Origin of the sequence: Martinezella hainanensis (genome assembly GCF_900094555.1) — a bacterium.
Classification (GTDB): Bacteria; Pseudomonadota; Alphaproteobacteria; order Rhizobiales; family Rhizobiaceae; genus Rhizobium; species Rhizobium hainanense.
This window is the reverse complement of sequence record NZ_FMAC01000006.1, coordinates 153,316-174,371: the sequence shown is the minus strand read 5'-3', so window position 1 is coordinate 174,371 and position 21,056 is coordinate 153,316. Positions and strand designations below refer to the sequence as shown.

General features: G+C 54.9%; 21 protein-coding genes and 2 pseudogenes. 16 read left to right on the top strand and 7 right to left on the bottom strand.

Annotated elements, in window-relative coordinates; translation table 11 throughout:
• Positions 1-13 precede the first annotated feature (13 nt).
• The 12 genes from GA0061100_RS19995 (at position 14) to GA0061100_RS19945 (ending at position 11,407) form a co-directional block, all read left to right on the top strand.
• Positions 14-838: a transporter substrate-binding domain-containing protein gene (locus tag GA0061100_RS19995; protein ID WP_075854483.1), complete on the top strand. Its 825-nt coding sequence runs from the start codon at positions 14-16 to the stop codon at positions 836-838.
• Between the two features lie 54 nt (positions 839-892).
• Positions 893-1,555, top strand: coding sequence for an amino acid ABC transporter permease (locus GA0061100_RS19990; protein WP_075854482.1), 663 nt, complete (start codon positions 893-895; stop codon positions 1,553-1,555).
• 2 nt (positions 1,556-1,557) lie between these two features.
• Positions 1,558-2,214 carry an amino acid ABC transporter permease gene (locus tag GA0061100_RS19985; protein WP_075854481.1) on the top strand — a complete coding sequence of 219 codons (657 nt, stop codon included), beginning with the start codon at positions 1,558-1,560 and terminating at the stop codon, positions 2,212-2,214.
• Positions 2,211-2,966 carry an amino acid ABC transporter ATP-binding protein gene (locus tag GA0061100_RS19980; protein ID WP_075854480.1) on the top strand — a complete coding sequence of 252 codons (756 nt, stop codon included), beginning with the start codon at positions 2,211-2,213 and terminating at the stop codon, positions 2,964-2,966. Before GA0061100_RS19985 ends, GA0061100_RS19980 begins: the two co-directional genes overlap by 4 nt.
• Before the next feature lie 35 nt (positions 2,967-3,001).
• On the top strand, positions 3,002-3,763 hold the full coding sequence (locus GA0061100_RS19975) for an SDR family NAD(P)-dependent oxidoreductase (RefSeq protein WP_075854479.1): 762 nt from the start codon (positions 3,002-3,004) through the stop codon (positions 3,761-3,763).
• 46 nt (positions 3,764-3,809) lie between these two features.
• The gene (locus GA0061100_RS19970) at positions 3,810-4,232 is read left to right on the top strand and encodes a RidA family protein (protein ID WP_075854478.1); all 423 of its coding nucleotides are present in this window, start codon (positions 3,810-3,812) and stop codon (positions 4,230-4,232) included.
• Between the two features lie 121 nt (positions 4,233-4,353).
• Positions 4,354-5,073 carry a GntR family transcriptional regulator gene (locus tag GA0061100_RS19965; protein ID WP_075854477.1) on the top strand — a complete coding sequence of 240 codons (720 nt, stop codon included), beginning with the start codon at positions 4,354-4,356 and terminating at the stop codon, positions 5,071-5,073.
• Positions 5,074-5,552: 479 nt separating this feature from the next.
• Positions 5,553-5,867, top strand: a complete 315-nt coding sequence (locus GA0061100_RS34430) for a hypothetical protein (protein WP_143525480.1) — start codon at positions 5,553-5,555, stop codon at positions 5,865-5,867.
• A 66-nt stretch (positions 5,868-5,933) separates the two neighbouring features.
• Positions 5,934-7,274, top strand: coding sequence for a UDP-glucose dehydrogenase family protein (locus GA0061100_RS19960; RefSeq protein WP_075854476.1), 1,341 nt, complete (start codon positions 5,934-5,936; stop codon positions 7,272-7,274).
• A gap of 51 nt (positions 7,275-7,325) precedes the next feature.
• Entirely contained in the window at positions 7,326-8,426 is a 1,101-nt protein-coding gene (locus tag GA0061100_RS19955; protein WP_075854475.1) for a glycosyltransferase, read from the top strand.
• 139 nt (positions 8,427-8,565) lie between these two features.
• The gene (locus GA0061100_RS19950; RefSeq protein ID WP_075854754.1) at positions 8,566-10,026 is read left to right on the top strand and encodes a lipopolysaccharide biosynthesis protein; all 1,461 of its coding nucleotides are present in this window, start codon (positions 8,566-8,568) and stop codon (positions 10,024-10,026) included.
• Between the two features lie 190 nt (positions 10,027-10,216).
• A complete protein-coding gene (locus GA0061100_RS19945) occupies positions 10,217-11,407 on the top strand; it encodes a glycosyltransferase (protein WP_075854474.1) in 1,191 nt (396 codons plus the stop codon).
• Between the two features lie 536 nt (positions 11,408-11,943).
• On the opposite strand, the gene GA0061100_RS19940 is transcribed toward GA0061100_RS19945, so the two are convergent.
• The 3 genes from GA0061100_RS19940 to GA0061100_RS19930 form a co-directional block, all read right to left on the bottom strand.
• The gene (locus tag GA0061100_RS19940; RefSeq protein ID WP_075854473.1) at positions 11,944-12,459 is read right to left on the bottom strand and encodes a DUF6118 family protein; all 516 of its coding nucleotides are present in this window, start codon (positions 12,457-12,459) and stop codon (positions 11,944-11,946) included.
• Between the two features lie 209 nt (positions 12,460-12,668).
• Complete coding sequence (locus GA0061100_RS34425; protein WP_143525479.1) at positions 12,669-13,694, bottom strand: DUF5666 domain-containing protein; 1,026 nt, start codon at positions 13,692-13,694, stop codon at positions 12,669-12,671.
• Positions 13,691-14,542 carry a DUF6502 family protein gene (locus GA0061100_RS19930; protein WP_075854471.1) on the bottom strand — a complete coding sequence of 284 codons (852 nt, stop codon included), beginning with the start codon at positions 14,540-14,542 and terminating at the stop codon, positions 13,691-13,693. The genes GA0061100_RS34425 and GA0061100_RS19930 overlap by 4 nt, the downstream gene beginning before the upstream one ends.
• A 484-nt stretch (positions 14,543-15,026) precedes the next feature.
• Here GA0061100_RS19930 and GA0061100_RS34900 point away from each other — a divergent pair.
• Positions 15,027-15,239: pseudogene (locus tag GA0061100_RS34900) on the top strand (type 1 glutamine amidotransferase domain-containing protein); the annotation flags it as partial.
• Positions 15,240-15,555: 316 nt separating this feature from the next.
• Here the strand turns inward: GA0061100_RS34900 and GA0061100_RS35200 are convergent.
• The 4 genes and pseudogenes from GA0061100_RS35200 to GA0061100_RS34720 all read right to left on the bottom strand — a co-directional run.
• A pseudogene (locus GA0061100_RS35200) lies at positions 15,556-15,693 on the bottom strand (transposase); the annotation flags it as partial.
• 128 nt (positions 15,694-15,821) lie between these two features.
• Positions 15,822-16,601 (bottom strand): SDR family oxidoreductase, encoded by a 780-nt coding sequence (locus GA0061100_RS19915; RefSeq protein ID WP_075854470.1) that lies wholly within the window; start codon positions 16,599-16,601, stop codon positions 15,822-15,824.
• 140 nt (positions 16,602-16,741) lie between these two features.
• A complete protein-coding gene (locus GA0061100_RS19910; protein ID WP_075854469.1) occupies positions 16,742-17,791 on the bottom strand; it encodes an MBL fold metallo-hydrolase in 1,050 nt (349 codons plus the stop codon).
• Positions 17,792-17,895: 104 nt separating this feature from the next.
• Positions 17,896-18,051: a hypothetical protein gene (locus GA0061100_RS34720; RefSeq protein ID WP_159444800.1), complete on the bottom strand. Its 156-nt coding sequence runs from the start codon at positions 18,049-18,051 to the stop codon at positions 17,896-17,898.
• A gap of 186 nt (positions 18,052-18,237) precedes the next feature.
• Here GA0061100_RS34720 and pdxR point away from each other — a divergent pair, with 186 nt between their 5' ends.
• The 3 genes from pdxR (at position 18,238) to GA0061100_RS19895 (ending at position 21,054) form a co-directional block, all read left to right on the top strand.
• On the top strand, positions 18,238-19,647 hold the full coding sequence (pdxR, locus tag GA0061100_RS19905) for a MocR-like pyridoxine biosynthesis transcription factor PdxR (RefSeq protein WP_075854468.1): 1,410 nt from the start codon (positions 18,238-18,240) through the stop codon (positions 19,645-19,647).
• Between the two features lie 364 nt (positions 19,648-20,011).
• A complete protein-coding gene (locus tag GA0061100_RS19900) occupies positions 20,012-20,545 on the top strand; it encodes a hypothetical protein (protein ID WP_143525477.1) in 534 nt (177 codons plus the stop codon).
• Between the two features lie 86 nt (positions 20,546-20,631).
• Complete coding sequence (locus GA0061100_RS19895; protein ID WP_425298687.1) at positions 20,632-21,054, top strand: IS3 family transposase; 423 nt, start codon at positions 20,632-20,634, stop codon at positions 21,052-21,054.
• Positions 21,055-21,056: the final 2 nt, after the last annotated feature.

Below are 21,056 nucleotides of genomic sequence, written 5' to 3'. Positions count from 1 at the left end.
AGGGGAACTTAACGTGAAGAACTATGTCAAAATATTGCTTGCCGCGGTTATGTTTGCGGCCGGGATGATATCCCATGCCAATGCAGAATCTGCCCTAGACAAGATCGTGCAATCGAAGAAGTTGCGTTGCGGCACCATGTTGGACGATCCGCCAGCGGGCTTCCGAGACCAGAACAATCAGCCGGACGGCTATGACGTCACCTACTGCAAAGACATGGCTAAAGCACTGGGTGCAGAGGTGGAGATTGTCGAAACGCCATCGCCGGACCGGATCCCTGCTCTGGTTTCGAATCGCATTGACGTGTTGATTTCATCGACAACACCGACGGCTTCACGCGCGCTGACGGTGGGCTTTACGCAGCCGTACACCAACAATATCATGGTGGTCGTAACGCGGAAGGAGACGGGCATAACCCAATACTCCGATCTGAAATCCAAGAAACTTGGCAGCGTCGTGGGCGCGACACCCGAGCAACTGTTCAAGCAAGAGCTTGCCGGTGGCTGGCAGAAAACCGGCGCCACGTATACAGGCTATGCGAGTGACGCCGAGTCATATCTGGCACTGCAGCAGGGCAAGCTTGATGCGATTGTGATTTCTGCGGGTGTGTTCCACGCCCTCGAGCAAAGTGGTCAGTTTCCAGAATTCATCCAGGCCGGCGTTGCTCCGTTGGCAGATTTCGGCTCCATCGCGGTTCATCGTGACGACCAGCAATTTTTGAACTGGGCACGGGTGTTCATATTCCAGCAGGAGACGAGCGGGCGTCGGGCCGAAGTCTACAAGAAATATTACGGCGATGGTCCGCTACCCTCGCTGAATTCGAACGGCGTCAGTTTCTAAACGTAAGCCTCCTGCCGGCATGCAGCTTTGCCGGCAGGCGTTTGAGGTGCTTGAATGAACGGCTATCAGTTTTATTGGTCCATCGTCTGGGATGCGCTTCCGCTTCTTTTGGCCGGGGCTTGGGTGACTATTCAGATCACCATCCTCGCCTTCGTTATCGGTACGGTGATCGCCATGCCCATGGCCGTGGCGCGTCAACGTGGCGAGGGATGGACGTACCGCTTCTCGACCGGGTGGGTGGAGCTGTCGCGCAACACGCCGGCAGTCTTCCAGCTCTATCTTTTCTATTTTGGACTCGGCGCTTTCCACATCAATATTCCCAGCTATGTCGCCCTCCTGGTCTCGGTTTCCTTCAACAATGCGGGCTATATGACGGAAATCTTCAGGGGTGGGCTTGCCGCGATCCCGAGACAGCAGCTTTCTGCTTCACGCTCTCTGGGCATGACCAGTCCACAGAGCTTCATTCACGTAATCTTTCCGCAGATGTTCAAGGTCATTTTTCCCGCCTATGTCACTCAAGGCATCTGGGGCATGCTGAACACATCGCTGGGTATGCTAGTCGGACTGCAGGAGCTTTCAGGCGCGACGCAATACGCCCAATCAACCTCCTTCCGAACATTCGAGTTCTTCCTGGTTACAGCGCTGATCTACTACCTCATTGCTAAGGCGCTGCAGCTCTCGTCGCAGCTGATCTTTCGGCTTATCTACAGGAGTTGAGCGTGCAGTTCTCTTTTGCAAATCAAGGCCTTGTATGGTCTGACGCCTACTTTTTGGCCGAAGGTTTGTTCAACACGATCCGGCTCGCCGCTGCAGCTACACTTGTCGGCACCCTTGTGGGCATCATCCTTGGTTGGCTGCGTGCCGTGTCCTTAATCGCGAAGATTGTCACGGCTCCATACATAGACATCCTGCGCAGTGTGCCGATGATCATCCAGTTGATACTGGCCAACAGCTTTCTGTCGATCCTGGGCTTGGGAGCATCGCCTTTCTGGTTCGGCACTATTGCGCTTGGTGCCTGGATGTCTGCGGTAACTGCCGAAGTGGTTCGTGCAGGCCTTCTTTCGGTTCCCGTCCAGTATCGCAAAAGTGCTCGCTCGCTCGGAATGAATGGTCTTCAGGAGCTGTTCTACATATCGATGCCGCTGGCGTTCAGGACGGCCCTTACCCCTTGGATTGGGCTTGTTCTCAGCCTGATCAAGGACAGCGCACTGGCGGGCGTCGTCGGCTATGTCGAGTATATGCGTTCGACCCAGATACTCATCACCAGGACACATGAGACCTGGCTGCTTCTGCTCGGAGCGGGACTTTTCTATTTCATTATCTGCTACCCGGTGTCGCGATACAGCCGCCGCCTCGAAGGAAGGATCGTCGTATGATCGAAATCAGGAACGTGCGAAAGACTTTTGGGCCGCTGACCGTACTTAAAGGAATAAGCCTTGACGTCAGCAAGGGCGAGCTACTTTGCCTAGTCGGTGCCAGCGGCTCAGGGAAATCGACGCTGTTGCAGTGCATCAACGGACTTGAGCCGATACAGGGCGGTGAGATTGTTGTTGATGGAGTGAGCGTCCATGACCCGAAGACCAACATCAATACGTTGCGCCGCAAGCTGGGCATTGTTTTCCAGCAATACAATGCATTTCCTCACTTGACGGCTCTGGAAAACGTCGCTCTTGCTCCAAGAGTCGTCGCGAAGCGTAGCCGCAAGGATGCAAAGGCACTTGCGCTGAAGCACCTCCAGCATGTGGGCTTGGGCGACAAGGCGGACAGCCTTCCGTCGCGCATGTCCGGTGGCCAGCAGCAGCGCCTTGCCATCGCGCGTGCGCTCGCGATGGAGCCGAGTTACATGCTCTTCGATGAGGTGACGTCTGCCCTCGACCCCGAGCTTGTGGGTGAGGTGCTGGAAACCATGCGTCTGCTGAAGAGCGAAGGCATGACGATGGTGGTCGTCACGCACGACATCAACTTTGCGCGGGAATCCGCTGATCGCGTCGCGTTCCTTCATCAGGGGGAGGTTTGCGAAATTGGTACTGCCGAACAGGTTATCGACGACCCTCGGATGGAGCAGACCCGGAAATTTCTGCGCCGCGAAAAGCGGCCGGCCGGCGGCTGCAAGATGTCGGCCGCATAGCGCTGGCGCCAAGCTAAACACAAGGGAGTATTCAAATGATCTCGTTCGATCTTTCCGGACGTACAGCTATCGTTACGGGTGGGGCATCCGGTATCGGCCTAGAAGCAGCACGCCTCATCGCCAAGAGCGGTGCAACGGTTGCAATCAACTTTCTGCCCGATGATGCGCGAGGACCGGCAGCAGTCGAAGTCTTGCAAAAAGAAGGGTTCAAGGTTGTCGCGGCGCCCGGCGACGTTGGCAATGCCGAGACTGCGAGGGACATGGTGTTGAAGGCGATCGCTGATCTTGGCCGTCTCGATCTGCTCGTCAACAATGCAGGGACGCCCGGAGTTCGCCATCCCATACCGATCAGCGATCTGGACTCGATCACCGAGGAACTGTGGGCAAATCTTTTGAACGTGAATTTCATGAGCGTGTTTCGGTGCTCCAAGGCAGCCGCACCGGCTTTGAAAGAGGCGCAAGGGGCGATCGTCAACACGGCTTCCATCGCCGGGCTCGGCGCCGTTGCGAGCACCATCGCCTATAGCGGCTCGAAAGCAGCTGTTATCAACCTGACGAAGAACCTTGCCCGTTCGCTTGCGCCTGACGTGCGGGTGAACTCGGTTGCGCCGGGCGCGGTCGACAGTTCGTGGGGCATCGAATGGTCTGAAGAGCGCCGCCAGGCGACAATCGCTGCGACACCGATGAAACGGCTCGCCACTCCGGCCGAAGTCGCCGAACTCATCGTCTATCTCGGCTTTGCCGCGAAGATGACGACAGGTCAGACAATCGCGATCGACGGCGGCATATCGATCTAAGCATTCGTTCCGAGAACTTTACCGAATTCAAACAAGGAAATCTCCAGTGACGGAAATCGTAAAGGTCAAGTCGGGCAGCATCCTAGAGGACAAAGAGGGTTATTCCCCCATCGTGGCGGTCGGTGACTGGATTTTCATGTCGTTGACGGCAGGACGCGATTACAAGACCCGGGCAATGCCAGACACGGCAGTCGAACAGGCCAGGCAAGCGATGAAAAACGTCGAAGGCGCTCTCGAGGCTGTGGGCGCCTCGCTCGCCGACGTCGTCCGGCGGCGGATCTTCATTCCGCGGCAGGAAGACGTTCCCGATGTCATGGCCTATATGGGCGAAAAGTTTCGCGGCATCGATCCGGCAAGTTGTGTGAGCTGCGGTCCGCTCGGCGGCCCGGAATATCTGTTTGAAATCGAAATCACGGCTTATCGGGGCGCTGGCGTCCAGCCCGTAAAGCAAATTTCGATCTCATTGTGATTCCATCGGCTCGCGGCTTCTCGCCAGAATGGCGTGAGCCGATAATTTGTCTCGCTTTTGTATATAATCGACAAAAGCGAGCCGATACATTATGACGCTCTGCAATTAAGGCGAGGGCATCATGGCTAGAACCGGTTCAAATCCAGTCATTACTCCTATGAGCACGATGGAGGCGACGCAGTTTGCTGCAGAGCAGATCCGCAAGGCCATCATAGAGGGTCATTTCAAACCCGGAGATCGCCTGATCGAACAGCAATTGACGGATATGCTTGATGTGTCACGTCATCCGGTTCGTGAAGCGTTGAGGCTGCTCGCCCGCGAGGGTTTCGTCGAACTCAAGCGCAACAAAGGTGCCTCTGTGAGCGCGGTGGAAGCCGATAGCGTGACGGAAGTCTATAACATTCGCGTAGCGCTTGGAAAGCTTGCTCTCGATTATCTCATGGCGACCGAGGATCGATTATCCGCCACGGATCTGAAGCGCCTGGAAAAGCTGGCAAACAACGCTGTCCGCTTTGCCGAACTGGAAAGCCAGGAAGAGACCGTTCACAACGATCTCGAATTCCAACAGGCAATTATCGATGCAACCGGCCTTCAAAGGACGATACGCTATTTCTCCGAACTCACCGGCGATGTTCGCCGCTTCAATAACTTATTGGGTGTCGTTTATACGGATCGCAAGGGTGATGCGGAAAGCTACGTCATGAAGCTGTTCGAGGCCATTCGTGACCGAAATCTTCGTGAAGCGCATGCCATTTGGCAGGCTAAATTCGCCAAGGCGGCGGAACGTTATCTCTCGATCATCGAGCGCGGAAACTCGGACGGTGCGAGCAAAATTATATGAGTGAAAATTTCGAAATCCTTGATCTGGCGGTTTCGTCTTAAAAATTGGCGGCCGGTAGCTCAATCGTATTCATTGCTATACGCTTGCGGCGGGCTTGGAGTCCGAGCTGATGGGTGCGGAGCACACACTTGCTGGAGAGGACGCCCGGCGCTGAAATTATTTCCGGCTCTTGAATCGGTCGAATGCAGTTAGATGCTGAATCGGCGGATAGACATCCTCTCAGCGATAGCCTCTCTCTTTTAGCCGATCCTTCAGATCTAAGGGAGAGTTTTCCGCGCGGAATACTTTTTTACAATAGATAACGCTCGGAAACGTCGTCAACAAAATTCAGTCAACCTGACAATCCACCATCCTTTTCGGTGGACCCTGTAAGCATGAAATAAGATCAATTGATGGCACAATATCTGCATTGCAGAATATCATCTAGCAATGTTCGTGAGTAGATTGCAGCAATTGAGATTATATCTTTTGGAGTTGTGATGATAGCCGCGACATCTCTTACTACAAGCTTGATTTGTAATGCAAGAAACATTGGACAGCTATCATTATCAAACAAATATAATGCCCTGATAAGAGCAAATCTAATAATACGGCTTTTACGACATCAACTTATCATGGAAGAAGAAATGCATCCGACAGAATGCAATCTCGCGGAAGATATTTATGCCGCGACAAGTGAGATAGGTAATACATCTGATGACGATATGGCCGCCATATTTGTCAGGGCAGCCGTAGAAATCGGTAGGCTTTTCGAACTTGTTAATGCTCATGACGAGATAGGAACTAAAAAGTGATGTAATGCTTACATCTATATTATTATTTCAATATTTACAGAGTTATACCGCGTTAAAGAGGGAATCATGAATCTGACAGTATTTGGTGTTGGTTATGTCGGACTTGTTCAGGCAGCGGTGCTTGCCGAGGTTGGACACAACGTCATGTGTGTCGATATAGACGCCGATAAGATAGATAGACTGAGCAATGATATAATCCAGATCTACGAACCAGGCTTGCAAAATCTTGTTGCCGATAATAGGTCAGCAGGCCGAATAACGTTCACTACCGATACGGAGAAAGCGGTAGCGCACGGTCAAGTACAGATCATTGCGGTCGGAACGCCATCAGATGAAGATGGATCTGCTGACATCAGATACGTACTCGCCGCAGCAGAGAGCATAGCTCTGGAGATGGATCAACCGAAGATCATTGTAAGCAAATCCACAGTGCCGGTTGGAACATGCGACAAGCTGCGATCGCAAATTACCGATGTTCTAAATGCGAGAGGTCGTGGCGATCTTGCATTTGAAGTTGTCTCCAATCCGGAGTTTCTGAAGGAGGGATCGGCTGTTGCGGACTGCATGAAGCCGGACCGGATCATCTTGGGAACGAATTCCGCGCACGCCGAAGAGCTGATGCGGGAACTCTACGCCCCCTTCAATCGCAATCATGAAAAAATAATTGTGATGGATGTTCGCAGTGCCGAATTTACCAAATATGCCGCCAACTGCATGCTCGCGACCAAGATCAGTTTCATGAATGAGATGGCAGGCCTTGCTGAAAAGCTTGAGGCAAATATAGAGGAGGTCCGTAAAGGCATCGGCAGCGATCCGCGTATCGGTTACGATTTTATTTATCCCGGATTGGGGTACGGCGGTTCCTGCTTTCCCAAAGACGTTCGAGCGTTGATCAAAGCGGCGGGGAACATCGACTTTCATGCGCCGGTGTTAAATGCTGTTGAAGAACGCAACAACCACCAAAAGATGGTCTTGTTCGAAAAGGTAAGCCAGCACTTTAACGGTGACCTCAGAGGCAGGAAGTTCGCACTGTGGGGCCTGGCTTTCAAGCCCAATACCGACGACATGCGAGAGGCGCCGTCGCGGACGATTATGGAGTCTCTCTGGCGGGCCGGGGCCAGCGTGAGCGCATTTGACCCCGAAGCGATGCCGGAGTGTCAACGTATATATGGCCAGCGCCCGGACCTTCTGCTGTGCGGAACGAAGGAAGCGGCGTTGCAAGGAGCGGAAGCTCTGCTCATTGCAACTGAGTGGAAGAGCTTTCGGGCGCCTTCCTTTGCAATGATCCGGGACATATTGACGACGCCGGTAATTTTCGATGGGCGAAATCTCTATGACCCAGCGGTCGTCGCCCGCCACGGTATCCAATATTACAGCATCGGTCGAAAGATCGCCAAAACTCAATAGCGAGACACGGCTGGCACTGCGGGGGGCGCGTGCGACTATAGGGAGCGATCCATGAAAGTATTGTTTGCCAGCGGCAACGGTTATTATCCGGAGTTTAGTGGGGGCGTTCAATCCAGCACCCATCATCTGGCTCAACAACTTCGTGCTGACGGTCATAACCCGGCCGTATTGGCCGCCTTGTTTGGCGATGGTCTTTTCGGTTTCAAGGCGCGAGCGAAAATGAAGCTGTTTGGAGCGCCTGCGGTGATTGACGGATTTCCGGGATATCCCGTTGCACGGGCCTGGTTTCCATGGGAGGCTGCTGAATATGTAGCCCGGAAACTGCGGCCCGACGTTGCCGTCGTGCAATGTCAAAAATCGGTTCCGATTGCAAAAGCGCTGCAAGCCCAAAACGTTCCGATCGTCATCTATCTCAGGAACGTGGAGTTCAATGAATTGGCCGGGGATCTGCGCGATCTTCGTCCTGCGCTCTATATAGCGAATTCCGAATTTACGGCGAAGACGTATAAGGAGACCTTCGGCATTACTGCAACCGTTATTCCGCCCACCATTGATCCTGCCCTATACAAAACAGACACCACTCTGGAATATGTCACCTTCATCAATCCCTGCAGTGCGAAGGGATTTGAGCTGGCGGTGCGGATTGCGGAACAATGCCCGGAGATTCCATTCCTGTTCGTTGAAAGCTGGAAACTAGAAACAAGTCAGCGCCAACAGATCGAAAAGACGATTGCGCCTTTTGAGAATATTCATCTGAAAAGCCGCACCAGCGACATGAAAACGATATATGGCCGAACGAAGATTCTGCTTGCGCCGAGCAAATGGGAGGAAGCCTGGGGGCGAGTGGCGTCCGAGGCGCAATGCAGTGGAATACCGGTTGTAGGGTCGCGACGCGGCGGACTGCCGGAAGCGATTGGCAAGGGCGGGATCATATTGGATTATGAGGCGCCCGTGGAGGATTGGTCGAACGCGGTTCGGCTTCTCTGGCGCAATGACGATGAATATAGGAGGCTTTCCTTCGCAGCCCTGGAGTTCTCCAGGCGGCCCCAATTGCAATCGTCCCTTCAATACTCGACGTTCCTTGATCTTCTGATTCGAGCTTCGGCCACATGTGCGACATACGCCGGTGTGGGGCCCGCCCAACAATGTTGATCGTTTTCAGTTCGAAGAGGCAAGTCCATCCCCTTGTTGGACATTCGCGGCAGCAGGTGGTTAAAGGGAGTGCCATTTACCTGATGAGAATGGACGTTTGGGACGTTACCGGCGATCGCGCCGGATCGAGGGTGCCAGCTTGACCACTGAGAAGATTTATTTTGGCCGAGTCGCCCTTCGCGCCGGACTCGTGACGGCAGTCGCGCAAGTCCTCAGGATGGCCATTCAATTCCTTTCCGTGGTTATTCTGGCTCGATTGCTCCGTCCTGAAGACTTTGGTCTTGTAGCCGCAGTTGCTCCGATTGCGGCTTTCGTGGGACTTTTTCAGAATCTCGGACTTCAGCAGGCTGTCATTCAGCGCAAGGAAATCACCCGGAAACAGCTCAATCAGGTATTCTGGATGAGTGCATCGGTCGGACTTGGCTGCACGGTAGTCCTGTCAGCCTCCGCTCCCATTGTTGCAAGTTTCTATGGCGACTCCCGCATGCTGGGGATCACCCTCGCCACCGCTCTGCCTCTTTTCCTGGGTAGCCTGGCAGCATTGCCGCTTGCGCTCATGAACCGTGATCTTCAGTTTGGCCAACTGGCCGTGAACGACGTCAGCTCGGCATTTGCCGGACTCGTTATCACCGCGGCGGCAGCTTATTGGGGATTTGGTTATTGGTCGCTGGTTCTGGGGCCGGCGGTATCGGCGGTCATCGTGCTGATTTTGGCCTGGCAGGTGACGCGCTGGATGCCGGGTCGACCTGAATTGAACATCGATCGCGAAATCGTTTCATTTGGGGCTAATCTTACTGGATTCAATCTCGTGAACTTTTTCGCCCGCAACCTTGATAATATATTGATCGGCAAATATTCGGGAGCGGTGCAGCTTGGATATTACGACCGAGCCTACAAGCTCTTATTATTTCCGTTGCAGAATATTATTCAGCCATTGACGCGCGTCATGATTCCGCTCATGAGCCGAATACAGGATGATAAGCTCAAGTTCCGCGAGATTTATCTGCGGACTGTTTGGCTGCTGGGATTGGTCACCATACCAGGAATTGCGGCGTTGACGTTTGCCTCCGACCAGCTCGTGGCGGTTCTTTTCGGAAAACAATGGCTGCCCGTGGCACCGATCTTTGCCTGGTTGGGAATTGCAAGCCTCATACAGCCCATATCCAGTACTACGGGTTGGATTTTCATTTGTCAGGGCAGGACGAATTCGATGTTTCAATGGGGTATGTTTTCGTCTCTCGTGACGGTCATCGCATTTGTCCTAGGGCTGCAATGGGGCGCCATAGGGGTCGCTGCCGCCTATGCGATAAGCGGCTATATATTGCTGCCGTTCCTGGCCGCCCAATTACATCGGGTTGGCCCCGTCACTGCGTTCGATTTTCTCTTGATGCAGGCCCTTTTTTTGACGTCTTCGGCGATAGCATGGCTTCCTTACCACGCTCTGGTCCGATCTCTCGGTACAAGTTCGGATCTTGTGACGATCGCGATCGCTGTCGTGTGCAATTACGCGATAGCATTGATCCTGGTCAGCTTGCTTCCGCAGTCACGTCGCATTCTGCGCAGCGCTGCCATCAATATTGCGAGTGCCGTGCGGTCATGAGCTTGCCGACGGGACGTTGCGTTCCGCGACAAATCTTCGGGATAGATCTCTTCCAAGCGGGTATCGAAAGGCATTGATTCCGTTGAAAAAGGCTCCAAAGGCGCGATGCGGCCCACTGCACCCGGCAGCACATGTTGGCTGAGTTCTCTGTGTCCTTTCTCGCGTCTCAACAGAACAAATTGAGGGGTTGATGCGTATTGGTTTCGTCGTTGGCCGGTTTCCTACGCTGTCGGAAACCTTTGTGATCAGCCAGATGGTTGGATTGATGAAGCGTGGCTTCGAAGTCGGCATCGTCTGTGAGGGGATCACTGATTATCCTCATCTCGATCGAAGCAAGGAGTCTTTGTCCGTTCTGCTCGCACACACGCATGATTGGTGGGGTAAATTTGGTAACCTCCGACCGAAGATCGATCGCCTTCCAGCCAAAATCAAAGATAAAGTCTCGGCGGGCCTGGATACGCTGTCCGTCCGGCGACTCAATGATTTTGATGCCGTCGTTGCTCATTTCGGCCAAAACGGCGCGCGTGTTGCGCGTCTTAAGAAGCGCGTGAGCATCAAGCCGCCGATCGTTACGATATTTCACGGTTTTGATGTCGGCGTTCCCCTACGCGAGAACGGTTTGAAACAATATCGGGATCTTTTCAAGCTCGGTTCGCTTAACCTTACCGTCAATCAGCTTTTCCGTCATATGCTGACGGAAGCAGGTGCTCCGCATGACCGTACGGCAGTGCATCATATGGGCATCGACGTCACTCAAATTCCGTTTGAATGGCGATCCCGGGAAGGTGGCCCGCTGCAGCTCATTTCCGTCTGCCGGCTCATTGAAAAGAAGGGCATCGAATTCTCTCTTCGCGCCTTGGGGCAGCTTTACGCATCCCGCAGCGAGCTCGATTGGCGATATACCGTGGTGGGCGATGGACCTTTGCTTGACAATCTCCGGGACCTGACAAACGAGCTTGGGATATCCAACCGCGTGACGTTCCTGGGTAGCCTTGCCCACCATGATGTCAAACTTTGGCTTGCGCGATCGCATGTCTTTATTCTGCCGAGTGTAACGGCAAGCAACGGCGATCTGGAAGGGGTTCCGGTCGCACTCATGGAGGCGATGGCCTCCGGGCTGACGGTGCTCAGCACATATCATTCGGGGATTCCGGAATTGATCGAAGATCATGAGACTGGCTTCTTGGCGGCGGAGAGAGATGTCTCTGCACTTGCTGACAAAATCGGCTGGATAGTTGAACACCCGCAGGTGTGTAGGAACATCGCACATGCAGCGCGGCAGAAAGTCGAAGGTGAATACAATGCTGAAACCCTCAACGATCAATTCGCGGGCCTAATAGCAAAGCTGGTGAGGGGGAGCTCGGCCCAGTTAGGCCTGTGAGTCCGTGTGGACTCCCCCTATTTCAGGCCTAGGCTACGCCTCTAGAAATGTCATAGCAAAGCGAAATATTGAGAGATCAATATCCGACAGTCATCCTCCATATAACCCAATCATTGCTACACTCATCTTCAGATAGTCAAGGACGTTTATGTCGTCGGTTACCACATCCTTGTCAACGTGGCCGAACGATTGCCGAGATTCATCGAACAGCTCTAAAATGCCAAACGCCTACAGTCGGCACTCGGCTATTGATCACCAGAAGCACTTGAAACCCAACTTACCCAGCAGGCGTCTTAGTTTGATGCGCCTCGCTGCTCAAGCCCGAGGGAGCACTCGAACGCCAGGTCAGCTCTTAGTGAAATTAACACTCAGGCAACCCGCTGAAATCGTTGAGGTCTGTTTCTCACAATTAAGCGGAGAGTGACACGAAATACTCACGCTCATCACTATATCCCGGAATTCGCAGCAGACTTTCGTTTTCACAAATTCTGCCGTCAATCACCGGCACCATGTTCTCACAACGTTGTTCAACTTGGCTAAAACCTCGGTGTCGAGCCGACCGGGCTGGCAAGGAGTCCAAAATCGTGGCCCGATGCAACAAAGTATAGAAGACCAATTGCGACTGTTAACCCGATAACGAATCCCGCAGCTCCAACGGCGAAAAGGCAGAAATTTTGCCACTGGCGTTCACGGGCGCTTTCAACATGAGCTTTCATTGTTGCAGCGAGACCATCGAGTGCGCTGACACGTTGACTGATTGATCGAACAGCACCGTCACAGATCCAATCGCCAATATTGGCAATCACCCTTGCATGGTCCTCCGAGCAGGCTCTGAGATTGCGAACTAATTCTTCAACCGAGGCCGGGTCGAACAGAGCGTAACCGTCGCTGTACAGAAACGGTCTCTTCGGCATGTCTAGCGAATTTGTGTTTTGCTGCTCGCTCACCAGAACGACCGCTTGGCTGAGTTCGGCACAAGCAAGTTTCAATCTTGTCATCACATCAACTGGTTCGCCTTGGCTATCGGCGTCTATCCTACGCGGAGCTTCCATACCCTTATCTTCCTAAATCATTGTGCTTCATGGGCGGATTCATTGTGTACTCTCATGCAACATGGATGCCTTAACCGGCCTCACATTGTCGATGAGATGGATTGCGTTGGCTATTTTACGCGGCACAAGGTTATGCTTGGCATGCAGGCATCGCCCCCGTAGCTAAACTGTTGTCCTTATGCAGGCCGTCTGCTTCAAGACAAACCGCACTATCTTGGTTGTCCCCCCGGTCCGTCTGATCTCTCTGGTCCAGCGCCGTGTCCACGCCCGTCTTGGGAGGCAGGCCCCTCAATTTGTGGTTTGGATTGAAGTGGATTTGGTCCTAAAGGCTCAGCTTGGCGCTGAGACGAAACGAAATCACCCCCGCTGATTGCGAGATCTAGATAGACATGGGAGCGAGACACAAGAGACGCGGCCTTGGCCCCGCTCAATGTGATGCCGATTCCCAGGTTGACGGCGTGGCCGTCGCTTTCTGCGTAAGTCTCAATATTTATGTTACCGTTGTTAAGCCCCGGAACCAACTCTTCTTCCTTGACGCGAAGGATATGCAAGTCGCCAGATCCACCAGCAAAATCAACCACAACTCGCCGTCCTACAAGGTGGTCGGAGGAGAGGTCCAGCGTAAGATCACCAATTTTCAGTCGACCGGAATCGTTTGTCGCCACACCTCGAAGCAATGGATGAGTTCGACGGGAACGGCGCTCGATTAGACTTGCAACGATAACGCCGTCCGGCTTGCGAATCCCGTAAACGGATACGATCATGCCGAGCTTCAATTTCGGCAACGAAGTTTGCGGTGTCAATTCGATACGTTGCGAAAGTACAACGAGGCCATGTGTATCGATGCTCTCAACACGACCTGTCACCTCACTCGTGACGTAGATGGCGCTAGCAACCGGACTTGCGAGCGAACCAGCAAGCGCTACTCTTACGACTTGTCCCAGGCGCATCGCGCGTGCGTTCGCCCGGATGCCATCAAGATAGATAGGTACATCCGGTGAGTAGGTGATACGATGCCCGTTCACATAAATGCTGCCAAAGCGTTTGATTGTCCCGAAAATACCGGTTCCGCCGATGCCATGATCGTCGCCACCCTTCAAGGAGTTGCCCGTGCCGCCAATCCCATGGTCAATCGGTGGCGGAAAATCCTGCGCATTTACAAGAGAAGCCAAAATGACAGGTGAAACTGAGGCAAGCTTCAAGAAGCGCCGGCGATATAGGCGGATGGATGTCATTGATCATCCTCGACATCGTTAAGGTCCATATCGCTTTTAGCTTCAGTGAAAATGTAGACACCGGTGATCCAGCGAGCCTGACCTCCCTTATCAGCCTTGACCTCTTCATTCGCCAGGCGATTCAAGCGAACAAGCAGATCCATCGATTCCACCCTGCTTATATCGTTCAGCTTTTTCGCGAGCTCCAGTGAAATATTATCGTAGTGTACCGCACGTTCGAAGAATGCGGGATCTGCCGACAACATGTTTAAAACCGCTGCAGAAGCATGATCATGTATGTTGCGGGCGAAAAAATGCTCTTTGGCACTATCACCAGGATCTGGAACTATAGCTGCCGCTCCAAGATGGACGCGGTCATGGATGTCCAATGTTGCGATTCCGCGGTTCAGCCATTCATCGAGAACAGCGCGGGGACGCAGATCTCGTGTTACATCTTCGACAAGTGTCTCGAAGGATGCGGCGCCATTTTCCGCTATCCGTGGCAATGCCCGCGGAGTCCCTTCTTCGTCTAGGTAACGAGCGTCGGCAAGCCACCTTGCGATAATACGACTTGTGCGCGACACGGGTGGCGGGGGCGCAGGTAAAGGCATGTCACCAACTCGCAGCTTGCTGACATCCTTGCGATGGATACCCGTTATCAATGAGATCCTGCTGTCAGTTTGCTTTTTACCCGGCAAACCGTATTCTTTTTCCGCGACATCGACGTACAAGCGCTTGAGGATCGTTGCGAACGCCGGGAATGTTAATCCGCTCGCAAGAGACAGGCGGACAAACGGTTTTAGAACTTTTCCCAACATACGCTGCAATGCGGCGTCGGAAATGACGGGCCGTGGTCGTTGTTGCTTCATAACAGATGCCAAAATTTGGTTGCTTCGCGTCACCGCGATATATGCGGCCGAATGTCGATTGCTAATGGAGGGGATGCTGCAAATTAGGGCCATTCACAAGAGCCATTAGCGAGCATGCCGTCGATCCAGTACCTAATCGTCATCATCACCCAGCCATCAATGCTAAGCGCAACTTGGTTCAGGCGGCTTTGCATCAAATTGTTTCGAAACTTTACTCAATGATTAAATGGGAAAAAATCCCACATGTCAAGAGACTGGTATTACATGCAGAGCGTGCAAATTTGCCAGAGGGTCGCAAAGGCGGGTTATGGCTGCCCAACGGATTAGTGCTGCTGGCGGAATAAGTGTCCATTATCGGAATAAGCGGACACGAAGGCGGAATGGATGACAATTCTTGAAGAGGGCAGCGGAACTCGACGACGCAGGAGACGTGGCAGATCGTTGAGGAGGCCCGGTCTTCCGAGAATTCGGTAGCAGAGCTTGCTTGCCGTCGCACCCGACCGGTCTTTGGCTTTCGGAGCTGACGCATGCATGGGACGTGTTCGCCGAGCGTGGTTGTGAGCAGCACATTGTCAGCCCCAAGGGCGGTATGTCGCCGCTTGAGCCGCGCGCTCTCAGATCGCCGCTGCTTGACGCATCCGCCAAGGCCTGGGTGGACGACCCCGAACTGATGGTACATCTGTCCTCGACCGCGCGGAATGCCTCGAAGTATAAAGGGGATGTTGGCCTCAGCGCCGACTTCTGTCAGTCGGGTGACGTCTCGAAAGTCGGCCATTTCGCGATGCTGCGCCGGCCGCAGCCAGTGCGCTGTGCAATCTCCGAATGGGACGACCTTCTTTGTTCAAAGCGTGCACCGTATCGAATATCGCCTGCCGTGATTGTCGATGAGCGTGACGGACCCGGCGCCAGAGCGTTGCGTCAACGTGCGGATCATCCTGAATCAGATCGACTTGCAAGCTCCCGATACTTTTATCCGGCAGCAGTGCTCTTCCCGTGGCATGGCCGGAAAGGCTCATCTGCTCCTCGATTACGACGCGGAGATTCTGCATGAGATGGAACCGATCAGCCACTTGGCGTGCTTGCGGTGCACCCTCGCGAGCAGCTTGCGCGTAACGCCCGCATCGGTCTCGGCTCACGATCTCGACAACCGGACCGACGATGGGCTCGATCGAGATGGTCAGGCGGCGATCTTGCTTGCTGCCAAGCCCCGCCATCTCGCTCCAGCTGATGCAGGGAACCGCGGCGCCGGCACCGAACGGTGCCGACGCTCTGTGTGACTCTACAAAATCCCGGTGTAGGCGCCGCCATCGATCAGAAGGCTCTGGCCGGTGATGTAGCCGGCCTGGGCCGAGCACAGAAAGGCGCAGGCGGCACCGAATTCGGAAGCGTCGCCGTAGCGACCGGCGGGGATGGCCGCTTGGCTCTCCTGCTGCACGGTCTCGATCGGAACACCACGTCGTTCTGCTGTTGTCCGCTCGTTCGTGCGGCGCCGATTGGTTTCGAACGCCCCGGGCAGCAGGAAGTTGATAGTGACGTTGGCATGTGCCACCGACCGCGCCACGCCGGCAAGGAAGCCCGTCAACCCGGCTCGGGCGCCGCTGGACAGGTCGAGCCTTGCTATCGGCATCTTCACCGTGGCCGAGGTGATGTTGACGATGCGGCCGAAGCGCCGTTCGACCATGCCGTCAATCACCCTCTGCACCAACTCGATCGGCGTCGCCATGTTGCCGACCACCCCGGCCAGCAGTGCCTCGCGATCGATATCGCGAAAGTCGCGCAGCGGCGGGCCGCCATTGTTGTTGACCAGGATGTCGACCCGGGGCACGGCCCGCATTAGCGCGTCCTGGACAGCGCGGGTGGTGACGTCGCCGGCGACTGCGATCACCTCGGCCCCGGTTTCGGTGCGGATCTCGTCGGCAGTCCGCTCCAATGTCGCCTGGTCGCGGCCGTTGACCACCACACTGCAGCCGGCCCGCGCCAGTTCCAGCGCACAGGCCCTCCCAAGCCCCTGGCTCGACGCGCAGACGACTGCCTGTCGCCCCTTCAGCCCGATATCCATATCATTCTCCTTTTCCTACGCCCGGTCGTCGGGCCGTATAACGGTGCTCCAACTCAAAACCGGCGCGCACCTCGCGCGCCGGTGCAACGATCTTCTGAACACTCGAGGCACGGTGTCGAACGCGCACCTCAAACGGGCGTTCAGTCGATCCGAAGGCTCTGCTGCATGGCAAAGCACTGAGACCAGATGAAAACGTCGTATGCCGCCAGGCGCGATTGCCATTTGGGCGTCACCGCGTCGACGCACTTGACCACCACGCGGTCGATGTAGTTGTCAGCCACTGCCCAGGGGTTGGTCTTGTCCGCATCAGCCATCCCGACATACGGGGGCGTGGTCTGAAGCGCCGTCCTGGTGGCCGACTTGACGTCATTCATGAATTCGAGCTGTTCGCGCACGTCGGCGTGGGTCCCGACGCGGTCCACATGCCCCGAGACCAGGGTCTCGAACGGAATCTTATCGATCTCGGCGACCTGATTGAAATAGCCGGGGATATCCTGAGCGTCGGCGAAGCCCGACCACGCCATCCAACCCGGGAAGACGATATCGACCACCATCAGCACCTTCTGTGCCGGCGCCCAGATGAAGATGTTGCCGGGCTCGTGGGCGTTGCCGTGATAGCTGAGTTCCAAGACCTGGCTGCCGACCTTCAGCGTATATCGGTCCTTGAACGTGACCGTGGGCACGGGCCGCTTCGGATCGTTTGATCGTTCGAGCAAACGTTTTGTTTCCTCCTGGGCGACGATGATGGGGTGTCCGCCCAGGTCTGCCGCGCCGCCGATATGGTCGATATGGGCGTGGCTGTAGATCAAATGGGTGATCGGCCGATCCGTCACCTCCGCGATCGCCTGCTTCAGATGTGCTGAATAGCTGGGCGGCGCATCCATCACCACGACACCCTTGTCGTAGACCATGAACATCGACTGATATGCATTGTCGGTTACCATGTAGAGACCATGGCCCAGCTCTTGGAGGCGGTACCCCTTGGCGGGATCCACCGGCGGCACCGCGGCGGAGTTCGGGACCGGCAGATATCGGTCCACACGGACGCCCATTGGGGCGATCGCCGGCATCCCCTGATAGGCTTCACCCGCTTCTCCGGGCGCCGCCGTTGGTTGCGCCCACGCGCTATTCCCGGACGCCAGCCCAAGACCAAGCACGATCGCCAGCACGCTTGAAATCGAGGACTTCATGAGAGCGCCTCAATAAAACGACGTGATACTTTCTGTAGCATTGGAATTCTCCTGGTTGTTGGGTAAGTACTTAAGATTAATGGATTTTTTAAACTTCCCTCGCACTAGATGCGTAGTGTGCGGAAGTTTCCGAGTTCGACGTCACGCTGGAGGTCGAAGTCAGTGTCTTGCAGGGCGAAGACGTGAATGGCGCCAGCTTGTATATCACCAACGAAAAAGACATCGTCGGCGCCGAAGGCGAGCGCACCTGCGGTATGCACCGATTTGGAGGCCTTGATGCCGGAGCCTGTCGTGGCGGACTTTGAGTGATCCGCGTTGACACGGTAAAGGCCGGCGGTATTAAGGGGGCCGTGTGAACATGGTGAACTCCTTTCAGGTTGCGCGGCAGCATGAAAAAAGTTCGGCTATTTTTATATAACCAAGAATGTTGAAAGGCTTTGTACCGGATGAGTGAGAGCTACCCTCCGGCGATCAGCCGTGGGTCGACCGTTTCTATCACGCAGCAGATCTATCGCGGCATGCGCGAGGCTATTCTCAGCGGTTCGCTGGCTCCAGGCGCCCGACTGTCGTCCTGGCAGGATCTGGCTTCTCAGCTTGGCGTATCGCGCGGAACGGTCAAGAGAGCCTACGATCTCCTCAAGGACGAACAGCTCATCATTACACGCGGTGCGACCGGAACGTGGGTGACCTCGTCCCCTCCGTCGCTCCAGACTGACCAGGTCGAGACGAATACACAGCAGCCGGGGATGTTTTACGACTTCCGAGCGAGACCCCAATATTTCCAGGGGGGGATTCCGGCGCAAGACGAGTTTCCGCTGAAGGCCTGGTTCAACGCTTGGCGCAAGGCGATGACCGCCGATCTGTCGCGCCCGATGATCCAGCCCGATCCGCGCGGCCTTTACGCCCTCCGCCAGGAGATCGCAGGCTATCTGACATTGGCGCGCGGGCTCTCCTGCCACGCCGATCGGGTCTTCATAAGTTCTGGCTTTAGCAGCGGTTTATTCATCGTCCTGAGCGCAATGGGCTTTCATGGACAAAAGGTGTTCGTTGAAGACCCGGGTTTCCCGCGAACCCGCCAGGCGCTCCGTGAACTTGCCATCACGCCGGTACCGGTTCCTGTCGATCCGTTCGGCATTTGCGTGTCACCGAACATGATGAACGGCGAAGCAAAGCTCGCGATTGTCACGCCGGGCCAGCAATCGCCTCTGGGCATGCCGTTGGCGCCAGACAGGCGAATGGATCTTCTCAACTGGGCACGCCAGACGGACGCATGGATAATTGAAGACGACTATGCAGGGGAACTGCAGCTGACCGGCCGGGCGATACCAGCGCTGGCGGGCGATGATCATGATGGCCGTGTCTTCCATGTTGGCAGCTTCAGCAAGACCATCAATCCCAGCCTGCGAATGGGATATCTCGTCGTGCCCGAACACCTGATAGGCCGCTTTAGCAAATTCGTCGCACACCTGACGCCGGCAGGATCCCTGATCGCCCAACAGGCGCTCCAGTACTTCATCGCGGGTGGCCACTATCTGCGTCACCTTCGAAGAATGAAGACGTTATACCTTGCCAGAAAGACGCTTTTAGTTTCGACATTGCGCGAAGAGCTCCCTCCTTCCGTGAGGTGCGAATTCGAAGGAGGGCTTTCCGTCAGGCTATTTTTTCCGGCGGGTACCGATGATGTCGCCATCGCGGAACGAGCGCAGCTTGCTGGTTTTGGTGCCCTGCCGATCTCGCCCTGGTACCAAGGGCCAAATCCGCAGAGTGGTCTCTTGCTCAGCATTACCAACGTCACCGAGCGGTCTGTTGCAGCCCGCTGCAGAGCCCTGTTACGGATAATCCAAGGCGGTATCTAGCCCGGTTTCGTGAGGCGAGTCGCGGAAGCCTATCCGAGCTGCAAATTTCGCTGACTGGATGTTAGACAAACGATCGAAACGGTAAAGGCCGCCTCGAATCCTACCGAATGAAATATATATCTAAAAACGGTTGCGTCCGCTGATCGCGGTATCCAGCCTACCGCCGAGGGACGCGACGACATGTTCAATTCGGTAACTGTCAGCTCGATCGCCTTCTTGTTTTCGGCGTCGACCGCGTCGAAGAATTTCGCGTGGTCCATATGAAAACATCTATTGTCTTAGAGTGGTAGAAACACCGCCTTTTGTGGCGATGGACTAAATGCGTCGCGCAGCGATGATGGTTTTCTCAACCAGGGGAACAGTCATGCGCAAAGCGTTTTCTATTTTAACGCTGATATCGCCAGTATTGGCGAGTTGCGCCAGTTTCACGCCCGCGCAAGTGGCAAAGCCAAGTGACATCTCGCTCGATACTGCCCTCAATGACGTTGCGACGTCTCTTCACAAGCTGCAGCACAAATATGCCGGCAAAGAAAAGATCGGCATGATGGTCGATGAGGTACAAGTCCAGTTTGCAATCGCCGTCACCGCGGCAGATAGCGGCAAGGTTCAATTGAATGTCGCGGATATACCGGTTGGCGCCGCAGGCGGCACATTCGGCGCAAGCGCTGAGCATGATCAAAGTTCCAGTGCCAATCGCGGGAACACTATCACCGTTACGTTTAAAAACGTAGCGAGTGCCGATCTGAGCAAGGGAAGTTTTTCTCTGCTCAAGCCGGCGGGTAAAGGCGGGAAGGCCACCGGCGACAACAGCCCGAAATGGACGCCGGAACAACTCACTGCTCTGCAGAAGGCGCTCGAAAAATTGAAAGTCTTTGATGTCCAACCAGGTGGCAGCTAGCGCAAGTGTCGCCGTTTCATGGCTACAGTCTGGATACGTAAAGGGATGATAGAGATGAATGGGGATGCTCCTCATATCGAGCCAGAATGGAAAAGCGCCTTGGCGGTTATCGCTGTGGTGCTTGCCTGTATACTTCTGATTACCGCTCCATTCTGGCTCTGATCCGGCCGTCCCACGCGCGTTATATCCACCACTTTGAATTTAGTAAGGTGTTGATCCACTCCGACCAAGGCTCCCAGTTCACCAGCATGGGCTGGGTATCGTTCCTGAAGCATCACAATCTGGCTCATTCCATGAGCCGACGCGGAAACTGCCATGACAGCCCAGTCGCAGAGAGCTTCTTCAACCTTCTGAAGCGAGAGCGGATACGCCGCCGGGTTTACGGTTCACGCGATGGGGCACGGGAAGACGTGTTCGATCATATCGAGATGTTCTACAACCTGAAACGCAAACACGTCAGGAACGGGACGCTGTCGCCCGTCGAGTTCGAGAGGCACCAGAAAATCTAACC